Source organism: Oleiphilus sp. HI0080 (assembly GCF_001635135.1).
This window is the reverse complement of the sequence record NZ_LWFU01000475.1, coordinates 1-6579: the sequence shown is the minus strand read 5'-3', so window position 1 is coordinate 6579 and position 6579 is coordinate 1. Positions and strand designations below refer to the sequence as shown.

The window sequence follows — 6579 nt, the reverse complement described above, 5'->3', positions numbered from 1 at the left end:
AGCCCTGAGGTGCAAATGTATTGGCTACACCAAATCCCTAAAACGAAAAAAGTTCACGCGCCGCGCGTGAATCTCACTTTTCGACAGGTAAAAACACATTAATACGCGCTCGCTGGCGCCAAGCTCAGGTTTCGCCTTGTTCGGTATCAGCCGCTCTAAGCGCATCAAATTTCTGAAGAATAGAACCATACATTGAGCGCACCGGATAATTTCCATGCTTATCCTTCGTTCCGGGGTGCTCGCCAAGAAGTAATTCAAGCGCCTCATCAACATGCTTAACTGTATGTATATGGAAACGACCCGCTTTAATAGCCTCGCGTACCTTGGTGTTGAGCATTAGATTGATTTGATTTGTATCCGGTAAAATAACCGCCTGATCCCCAGTCAAACCAAGAATCTCACAAGCATCAAAAAAGCCTTCGATTTTTTCATTTACACCACCAACCGGTTGTACCTCACCAAACTGGTTAACAGAGCCTGTAACAGCAAAATTTTGCTTGATGGGACGATCACCGAGAGACGACACCAAAGCACACAGTTCACCTAGCGAAGCGCTGTCGCCATCAACCTCACCATAAGACTGCTCAAAAGCGATGCTAGCGGACAAAGGCATCGGCTTGTACTTCGCAAAAAGCGTCGATAAATACGATGACAATATCATCACCCCCTTGGTGTGAATGTTGCCACCAAGACGTGCATTGTGCTCAATATCTACAATATCGCCATCACCAAAATAACAGTTTGCGGTCACCCTATTAGGCATACCAAACTCCGTGCCGCCAACACTCAGCACAGATAAAGCGTTAATCTGACCGACAACTGATCCGCTGACACTCAGAAGTGTCGAGCCGTTGCTCAATGTATGAAACATCTGGTCTTTAATGCGACTGTTGCGCATAAGATTGCTCTCTAGAGCACGCTCCACGTGCGCATTGCGAATCATGTTCGAACCTTGTTCTTTCGCCCAATAGTTGCTCTCCCGCAACAGGTTCGCAATATCCGAAGCATGCAAAGAAAGCTTGCTTTGATCCTCTGCCTGACGCGAACTGTACTCAATCACCCGCGCAATAGCTTTTCGATCTAGATGCAAAAAGCCCTTATCGTGAACAAGACTCGAGATAAATTGCGAATAGTGCTGTTCAGATACAGCCGTTCTCGCCATCTCATTCTCGAAGTCCGCCGTCACCTTGAAGAGTTCCTCAAACTCCGGGTCATAGTGCTGCAACAAAAGATAGGTTTCTCGGTCACCTAGTAGGATCACTTTTACATCCAAAGGGATCGCTTCCGGCTCCAGCGAGATAGTGCCAGACAAAGTAACTTCTTTTTCTAGAGAGTTAATTTGCAAGGCTCGCGCACGAAGGGCGCGTTTAAGCCCATCCCAGACAAAAGGCTGCTCGAGGACTTTTGTTGCATCGATCAGTAAGTATCCACCATTTGCTCGATGCATCGATCCGGGACGAATCAAACTAAAGTCGGTAAAGACGGAACCCTTATAGGTCACGCTCTCTACATAACCAAAAAGGTTGTGATAATTCGGATTCTCTTCAACAACCACCGGCGGGCGGTTGTTTTTATGATGAACCAATACGTTTACCTGATAGCGTCTCGGCAGCTTTTTATCCAGCGTCGCATCCGCGAGAGCGCTCTGCTCATCCCGCTCCTCAAGAAAAATATCTAGATTCTCGACCATGTCCTTTTGCAGAGCCTGGAGATAGCTAACGACATTGGGTAGCTTTTTGTATTTCTCCAAGAGGTTATCAACGTGATGCTTCGAGACTCCTATGATCATCTCTTCATTCAGCTGCTCTTGTTTATCAACAAACTCCTGCTCCCAAGCAGCCATCTTCCGAATCGTGTTGCGCAGTTTGACTTCAAGCTTATTGATTATCTCATCGAACTTGTCCTGCTCGTCTTGCGACAAGCTATCAAAGGTTTCGGCCGTATGAGGTTCCTCACCATTTAATGCTGTGAGGCGATAGCCGCCCGGCGTAGTGATACTCAACTGAACCGACTTTCTGCGCGCCTGCTTGGCAAGTTTTTCTAATGCCTCTTCCTGAATCTCGGCATATTCGGTTTTAAGCTTATCGGCTCGTTCGTAGTAACTCTCATTATCGAAGGCTTGAGGGATCGCCTTGGTAAGGCGCGTCATCAACGCCTCCATGTCACGCTTCAACTGAATGCCCTGCCCGACAGGCAGCTGCAACATCGTTGGGTTTCTAGGCTCCTCGAAATTCACCACATAACACCAGTCAGAGACATCATGCTTCGGCGTGATCTGTCGCTTTAAATAACGCAACATCATGGTTCGTTTGCCGAGCCCTGTCCGACCAATAGCATAGATGTTGTAGCCACTTCCGGGCATTGCCATCGCAAAACGCACCGCTTCTTGCGCACGCTCTTGACCAACGATTTCCTCCAAAGGCTCTAAAGACTTGGTGGAGGCACCTGAGATGCTTGACGGTACGCACTCAGCATACACATCAGAATGGATAAGTTTTTTCACTACGCAACCTTACTCAATGCTTCGAGAGTCGTCATTTTGAAGAGTAGCCTTCACTGTGCACCAAATTATCGAACGGCGCAAAACCACACCGATATTATTAAAGAACATTAAGCTATCGCCGATAAAATAACCATCACGATCAATATTCGACGCACTATGTTTATCGAACGCTTTGCACCCCAGATACGAAAAAGCTTGGTTCCCGCTAGAAGCCGAGTCCCCAATATGGAAAACAACACAAAAAAAGGAAACCCCTTTGCCGATCGCCGTCGGTCAAGCGATCGTAGAAAAAAGGCGCTCGTAATAAGTTTTGCTGATAGAAGGAAGAGTCATGACAGAAGAAAGAAGGCACCCATGAGGGGCACACCTTCGGAAGCGAAAAAAGAGCTCGGACAACACATTGATATCATTGTTTGAGACCAGCGCATGCAACGGTTGTTTTTACAACTGTCAGCCATTAAGCTCACACCATTCAAGTTAGATGTGATGTTAGGGATGCACTCACCAAGTATTATCAACTGGGTCGAAAAGCGTATCAAGCGCAGACACAAGGCGCCAGGATTGCGCTGCAAGCTTGCTTTTACCGGGCTAACCAGTTGGCTAAAACCCACGCTTACAGTGCAGTGCGTTGATATCAATCGTTATGGCATGGCAGGCTTCATAAGCGTCCCAGTAAAAGAGGGTGCGGTCGTTTCGTTGAGCTTCAAGGGCAAGTACATTGTTCAGTCTAATGTTAAAGCAACCGTTAGCTCTTGCGCTGCGTCGTCACAGGGTTATCGAGTTAGCCTTGTTTTTTGCTATGCAACCGACACAAAACACTATAACCGTCGAGTAGATAACGCCCTTTCTCGCATAGAACGAATATACTCAAAACAATAATCAGCAAACGAGCAACCCAAAAGATGGCAACGGACTTCGAAAGTGTAAAGCTTGCTGTAGAGGATAAGATCAGTTTTGTTAAGCGTTGCGGCTTGCAGCTTTTGTCTGCTGAGAATGGCGCAGTCACATGTTTAATGCCCGGCAAGGGCAACGAAAACCATCTTGGTGCCATGTACGCCGGCGCACTGTTCACGCTTGCGGAAATACCCGGCGGCGCGCTTTGGCTTGCTAATTTTGATATTGCCAAATGCTATCCGATTTTAAAAAGCTTCCGAATTGATTATTTAAAGCCCGCAATGGGCGATATCACCTTCAGCGTCTCCCTCACTCCGGATGAAATTGCAGATTTCCAGCAAAGGTGCGCAGCAGAAGGAAAAGTCGAGTTTGAACTGGCTGGCGATTTAAAAGATCATAGCGGTCAAATTGTCGCGAGAAGCGTTGGCACCTATCAGTTGCGCAAGCACTGATCACCACTAGTTAGGTTTTCAGCAAATGCCAGGGAATGCCTCAAGGAACACCATTACGGGCTTGGTACTGCTCGTAATGTTGGGATGCAGTGTTTGGGCGACAGATAACACCTTTAATTCTCATACATTTGAGTATTCATCCTACTTTGACCGTGAAAACCTTGCCTTACAGCATGTTCTAGAACTGCCAGACCAAAAGTGGAAACCTTTCGCCGGCAACTATTACCAGGTTTCATTGACGAATGACGAGTTCTGGGAGCTCGATGATTACCCTATACTCTGGGTAAAAATCGAAATACCAAAACGGATCAAGCAAGACAGATTATTACTTGAGGTCGTCCCAAACACAGGTGTAGATGGATTACTTGTGCAGAATATTCAAGGTCGCTGGCAATGGATCAGCGCGGAAGGACGCCAACTAAACAACCCCAACTCTTTACCTACTACCTACCTAACCTTTTCCATCGACCCAACAACAGAAACGAAAATCGCCTATCTCAAACTGAATACGAGCCAAGTTTATAACTTTAGCATTGATGTATACGAGCCCTCGGCCTGGGTTTGGGAAACTCTCACTAGACACATGCTGATAGGCATGGTGCTTGGCGCAATGATGCTCGCGTTTTGCTATAACCTAGCGATCGGAATCAGCGCCGGAGAACGTCTATATCTCATCTATGCGGCCTACGTGGCCAGTATGTTCTTTTACACCATCGTTTATCAAGGCTATCTGCGAGTATATTTCCCCGATTGGGGCGGCCAAGGCGTTGTAGCGCGTTCCACCGTTTATATCGTCATCTACGCAGCGCTCGCCTTTGCGAGGGAGTTTTTCAATTTGCGGGAGGAGCGCGGACGACTAGACAAAGTCACACAGGTTACTCAGGCAAGTATCATCATTGCGTTGCTGATCAGCTTGTTCGTTAATGACTTTTACGCTTTCGTCATTAATGACTCCTTATCGATCTTCTCAATCTTGATCGGTTTTTTTGCTGGCTTTCATGGTCTTAAACGTGGCCATCCATTAGCAAAGCTATTTTTGTTTGCGTGGTCCTGTTTTCTTATCGGCTCTCTCGCGTGGACCTTTGTTTGGATTGGGTTGGTTCGACCTACAACGCTCGCAACCAACATGTTATTGGTCGGCACAGCCATAGAGATCGGGCTGCTCTCGTTGATACTCAGTTACCGCTATTCGTTTTTTAAAGAGACATCCGAATCACTGTCAGAGCAATATAAAAAGTACCAGAGCCTAAGTGAGACAGACGAACTCACGGGCATCAATAATCGAAGAGGATTCCTCAAAGCAGTCGACAAAGAGATCAATAAAACGCCTCATGAACTGGTTTGGCTTGCCTTAGATATCGATCACTTTAAAAGTTTCAATGACAAGTACGGCCACCTCGCAGGAGACCGCCTCCTAGCAGCATTTGGAGCTCTTCTTAAATCTCGAACTCAGCGAGAAGAGCTCACCTCCAAGCTCGTAATAGAACGAAGCGGCGAAGTCTACCGACGGAGCATCGTTGGGCGCATGGGAGGAGAAGAGTTCTCTATACTTCTAGTGAATACATCACTGAGCCAGGCAAAGCTTTACGTTGATCGACTAATGAAAGAATTCTCTGAACTTCATGTCATCAACGATCGTGGCGAAGTCATTAATACCACGCTATCGATTGGCGGTGCGCCCGTCAAAGAAAATGATTCTATCGATCAAGCTTGGAAACGCGCCGATGCACGGCTCTATGAGGCGAAAGCAGCGGGCCGAAACTGCGCTATTATCACGCCTTAAGCTAGACTAACTCTACCTATTTTAATTCTCTATCCGGCGACAGTAGCGCAAAATAGTCTGTTCAAATTCAGCCTCATTCATTTCCTGCAGCCGACGGATGTTCTTCTCGGGAATTTGTTCGACACGGCTCTCGCCATAGCGTTCGATGGCCTTTGTCATCGATTTCTCTCGTATCACGTGGATAACCGGAAACGGACTGCGATTAGTAAAGTTTGAGCGCGCGTTCACTGCCTCCCCTTCAAATTGATAAGAAGGATGGAAGCCGACCAACTGAAAAGTTTCCTCCAGCGCGTTTTCTTCGAGAAACCGCTGCATGTCATCGATGAACCCCAACAAATCGTCAAGCTCCGGAAAATCCGTGTTATTGAAAACAAGCAACGTTGTTTCTAGATCTGTCGGGTTAGCATCAAGCAGTCGTACGATCTCCTCTTTAAAAAAGAAGGCGCATTCCAGACGTGAGGATTCAAAACAGGCCACCGTTCTCACGAGTCCATGATTGGCGGGATAAGAAGCGAAGGGGCAGAAATCCTGAGCGATAACGACCTGCTTTAACCACAACTCTATTAGCGCAATTGCTGACTTTTCTTGTTCAGAGAATTTTCCCTCACCAGTCATGATTCACCGTCCGCAAAGAAACCACCATCCAAGACTTGTATGTAACTCTCATGCCCGTGATCAGCATGCCCTTCGATAACGCAACGTAAAACCAGCTTCGTTGGAGTGTCAAAGCGGATAATCATTTCGCGCGTATCCTGAGGCTGAATGGTCATTGTAGGCCGGTCGGCAAGCGTACCAACCATCGATTTCGCTGCGTCAGTATTCGTATTTGAATGGACATGCCCATCTGCGGAACTTACCTCCATACGTGCGTGTCTCACCTCATCCTCGACAAAGGCTTTGAACTCAGCATCTTTCATGGCGTCAGCGGGCTCCGCCGAAAAAAGAAA

Annotated in this window: 6 protein-coding genes; 3 read left to right on the top strand and 3 right to left on the bottom strand. The window is 47.1% G+C overall.

Annotation, left to right across the window (positions count from 1 at the left end):
• Positions 1 to 124 precede the first annotated feature (124 nt).
• Complete coding sequence (locus A3751_RS09905; protein ID WP_082863165.1) at positions 125 to 2503, bottom strand: Lon protease family protein; 2379 nt, start codon at positions 2501 to 2503, stop codon at positions 125 to 127.
• 426 nt (positions 2504 to 2929) lie between these two features.
• Between A3751_RS09905 and A3751_RS09895 the strand changes: the two genes are divergently transcribed.
• From A3751_RS09895 to A3751_RS09885, 3 genes are read left to right on the top strand one after another with little or no spacing between them, the layout of a single operon-like run.
• Positions 2930 to 3382 carry a hypothetical protein gene (locus A3751_RS09895; RefSeq protein WP_082863164.1) on the top strand — a complete coding sequence of 151 codons (453 nt, stop codon included), beginning with the start codon at positions 2930 to 2932 and terminating at the stop codon, positions 3380 to 3382.
• 23 nt (positions 3383 to 3405) lie between these two features.
• Entirely contained in the window at positions 3406 to 3849 is a 444-nt protein-coding gene (locus A3751_RS09890) for a PaaI family thioesterase (RefSeq protein ID WP_068455159.1), read from the top strand.
• Positions 3850 to 3874: 25 nt separating this feature from the next.
• Positions 3875 to 5632, top strand: a complete 1758-nt coding sequence (locus tag A3751_RS09885; protein WP_082863163.1) for a diguanylate cyclase — start codon at positions 3875 to 3877, stop codon at positions 5630 to 5632.
• A gap of 21 nt (positions 5633 to 5653) precedes the next feature.
• Here the strand turns inward: A3751_RS09885 and A3751_RS09880 are convergent, their stop codons facing one another.
• Both A3751_RS09880 and A3751_RS09875 read right to left on the bottom strand, forming a co-directional pair.
• Positions 5654 to 6247, bottom strand: coding sequence for a DUF1415 family protein (locus tag A3751_RS09880; RefSeq protein WP_068455152.1), 594 nt, complete (start codon positions 6245 to 6247; stop codon positions 5654 to 5656).
• Positions 6244 to 6579: hypothetical protein (locus A3751_RS09875; protein ID WP_231876868.1), on the bottom strand; the 336-nt coding region annotated here is incomplete at its 5' end. The genes A3751_RS09875 and A3751_RS09880, both read right to left, overlap by 4 nt.

Excerpts from the sequence above, each read along its gene's own strand:
- A3751_RS09890 (WP_068455159.1), top strand. The coding sequence starts at position 3,406 with ATGGCAACGGACTTCGAAAGTGTAAAGCTTGCTGTAGAGGATAAGATC.
- A3751_RS09880 (WP_068455152.1), bottom strand. The coding sequence starts at position 6,247 with ATGACTGGTGAGGGAAAATTCTCTGAACAAGAAAAGTCAGCAATTGCG.
- A3751_RS09885 (WP_082863163.1), top strand. The coding sequence starts at position 3,875 with ATGCCAGGGAATGCCTCAAGGAACACCATTACGGGCTTGGTACTGCTC.
- A3751_RS09895 (WP_082863164.1), top strand. The coding sequence starts at position 2,930 with ATGCAACGGTTGTTTTTACAACTGTCAGCCATTAAGCTCACACCATTC.